This window comes from Henriciella sp., from assembly GCF_049649345.1.
Taxonomy (GTDB): Bacteria; Pseudomonadota; Alphaproteobacteria; order Caulobacterales; family Hyphomonadaceae; genus Henriciella.
This window is the reverse complement of record NZ_JBARZC010000240.1, coordinates 1-3325: the sequence shown is the minus strand read 5'-3', so window position 1 is coordinate 3325 and position 3325 is coordinate 1. Positions and strand designations below refer to the sequence as shown.

At 58.9% G+C, this 3325-nt stretch carries 2 protein-coding genes; one reads left to right on the top strand and one right to left on the bottom strand.

Annotated features, from left to right (window positions below; genetic code table 11):
* Positions 1-1686 (bottom strand): Rne/Rng family ribonuclease (locus WA989_RS06165; RefSeq protein ID WP_424339629.1); only part of this gene is annotated, 1686 nt, incomplete at its 3' end.
* Between the two features lie 401 nt (positions 1687-2087).
* Between WA989_RS06165 and WA989_RS06160 the strand changes: the two genes are divergently transcribed.
* The gene (locus WA989_RS06160) at positions 2088-3281 is read left to right on the top strand and encodes an N-acetylmuramoyl-L-alanine amidase family protein (RefSeq protein WP_424339628.1); all 1194 of its coding nucleotides are present in this window, start codon (positions 2088-2090) and stop codon (positions 3279-3281) included.
* Positions 3282-3325 lie beyond the last annotated feature (44 nt).

Genomic DNA, 3325 nt, shown 5'->3' with positions numbered 1-3325 from the left:
CTTCTGGTTCGGATCTTTCTCCGCATCGATCTTGAAGTCGCCGGGCATCAATTCATCCGATGAGCGGACGGAGATCGCAAATCCGGCTACGTCCTCAATCTCGGTCACCGCTTCGCGTTTGCGGTTGAGCAGGTAGAGCGCGACTTCGGTCGGCGCGTGTACGGTGATCGCCGCCAGGCCGCCGCCCGAGGCGCGGGCTTCGAGCGCCCGCAGCAATTGCAGCGCGGCAGACGGGACAGAGCGGCGCCGGCCAGTGCCATTACACGCATCGCAAGGGTCAGACGTCGCCTGCAGGACACCCGCGCGGCGGCGCTGACGGGAGATTTCCATCAGGCCGAATTGCGAGATCTTTCCGCACTGAACACGCGCCCGGTCAATCTTGAGGCAATCCTTCAGCTTCTTTTCGACGGCGCGGTTGTTCTTGTTCTCCTCCATGTCGATGAAGTCGATCACGACAAGGCCGGCAAGATCGCGCAGGCGCATCTGCCGGCAGGCTTCTTCGGCTGCTTCCAGATTTGTGCGAAGGGCAGTCTGTTCGATATTGCGTTCGCGGGTCGATTTGCCCGAGTTCACGTCAATCGCAACGAGGGCTTCCGTCTGGTTGATGACCAGATAGCCGCCCGATTTCATCTGGACGACAGGCGAGAAGATCGAATCGAGCTGGTCCTCGACGCTCTCGGAGACGAATAGCGGGGTCTTGGATTTCCACTGCTTCACCTTCCGGGCCTGTGTCGGCATGATCATCTTGGAGAGATCCTTGGCCTCACGATAGGCAGGCTGGCCCTGGATGATGACTTCCTCGATGTCCTTGTCGAACATGTCGCGCATGGCGCGGTGAACCAGACCGCCTTCTTCGTGGATCATACACGGGGCGATCGATTCGAGTGTCTTTGAGCGGATATTGTCCCAGAGCTTCTGGAGATATTCGTAGTCGCGGCGGATATCGGTCTTGGTCCGTTTCGCGCCGGCTGTACGCACGATCAGGCCCATGCCGTTCGGCACATCGAGGCTCGACATGATGTCCTTGAGGCGCTTGCGGTCAGCGCCGCTGGCAATCTTGCGGGAGATGCCTCCGCCGCGCGGGGTGTTCGGCATGAGAACGCTGTAGCGGCCCGCGAGCGAGAGGAAAGTGGTCAGCGCCGCGCCCTTGTTGCCGCGCTCTTCCTTGACGACCTGGACTAGCATCACCTGCCGGCGGCGGATCACTTCCTGGATCTTGTAGCGTTTCAGAGTGTTGCTTGGCTTTTTCCTGCGGGCGGGTTTTTCTGCAGAATCACCGCTGTCATCGTCTTCGCCGTCTGCGTCGTCATCGTCAGCGGCCCCCATGATCGCCTTGCCGCCTTCCATATCCTCATCGGGATCATCGGCGTTGAGATCATCGTCGGATGCCTCGGATGCGGCGCGCGCGGCATCTTCAAGCAGCGCCTCGCGGTCTTCCTGGGGAAGCTGGTAATAGTCAGGGTGGATTTCGCTGAAGGCGAGGAACCCGTGACGGTTGCCGCCATATTCAACAAAGCAGGCCTGAAGGGAGGGTTCTACCCGAGTGACTTTCGCCAGGTAGATATTGCCTCTTAGTTGTTCCTTGCCTGTTGTCTCGAAATCAAAGTCATCGACCTGACCGTTCGAAACGAGCGCTACCCGGGTTTCTTCCGGGTGAACGGCATCGATTAGCATCAATTTGCTCATATGCTTTCGCCTTGTAGACTGGCGGCGCGGCCCACCTTCGGTGGAGAGTGGTTCTGCGGCAGACGCCAGGATTGTTTCTGGGGGGTCTCAAGGCCAGAGCGCACCGCGCGCCATGTGGCGCTATATCGTGTGCATGTATGTGAGCCATTAGAGACATTAAATTGTGTATCCGTTTCCGACCTGGCAGCCTGCGAGGTATCACGCTCGATCACGCGCCTGTCGGGGATTAGCTTCTCCCGGTTAGCCGGGGTTCCCTGAACATGCCCAAAGCCGGTTCAGAAGAAAAGAACAAAATGTCACAAATTCAAAAAATACAGTCGCTGAGCTGCTGGTAAATACGCGATTAATCTTAACTATGCGATCAGCTATCGGTGTGGGAACTGAATGGATAGGGTGATCAGGTGAGTCTGAGCCTTCGATATATTTTTGTCGTTGTCGCTGTTTTGATTGCAGCGCCGGTCGCCCTTGCCGGCAATGTAAGCGCCATCACAGTGACAGGCGATACCGAGCATACCCGAATCACGCTCGTGGCGGACGCTGATGTGCCGCATGAGAGCTTTGTCGCGGAGGACGCTGGATCGCGCAAAGTGGCCGTCATGCTGCCGCACTCAATTGTCCTGTCTGACGCCGATACACCTCCGCCTGGCGGGGCAGTGGAATCTTATGAAATTCGCGACGGCGAGGTGATATTCAATCTTACGACGCCGATGATGGTGTCGCGCGCCCTCGATCTCGCGCCGACCACGGTTCAACGCCAGCACCGGCTGGTCATTGATCTCGTCCGTGTCGCGCCAGTGCGTTTTGATAGGGCGGCCGCTCAGGACCTCGAAGACCGTCAGGCATTTGTCGCCTCGATGGCTGCAAAGCGGGGGCAGGGGGGCATGAGCGGCGATTTCAGTGCCGCGCGGCCCGACCAATACGTCATCGTGATCGATCCGGGCCATGGCGGTAAGGATCCAGGCGCTTCAAGCCACACCCAGAAGCGGGAAAAGGCGATCGTGCTCGACACGTCATTGAAGCTGAAGGAGATTCTGGCAAAGAACCCGCGCTACAAGGTGCATCTGACGCGCGAGACCGACGTCTATGTCGATCACGAGGACCGGGTCTCGATGGCGCGCGACTGGGGCGCGGACCTGTTCATTTCGGTGCACGCAGATGCGGCAGGCAATTCAGGCGTGTCCGGCGCTTCGGTCTACACACTATCCTCCCGCGGGGAGCGGCGTGTCGATGGCACGGCGAAGACGAATGGCTGGGACCTTCCGATCGAGGATGGCACACCGCTGGAAGTCTCGGGCATTCTGGCAGACCTCATCAAGCGCGAAACCAAGTCCAATTCCTCGATCTTCGCCGGACTGCTCATTCCTGAGCTTGCCGCAGCAGGCCCGATCGTGCGCAACAGCCACAGGCAGGAGAACTTTTTCGTGCTGCTGGCGCCGGATGTGCCGGCTGTCCTGCTCGAGATCGGCTTTCTGACAAATCGCAGTGATGTGGTGCGGCTGAGTTCGGCTTCAGGCCAGTCGAAAACCGCTGCCGCCGTTGCGCGTGCCATCGATGCCTACTTCCAGAAGCGCGACCTGTTATACGCAGCGAATTAAGTCATTTTGACTTTCGTCTGACAGGCGAGCGCCTTACTCTTGTC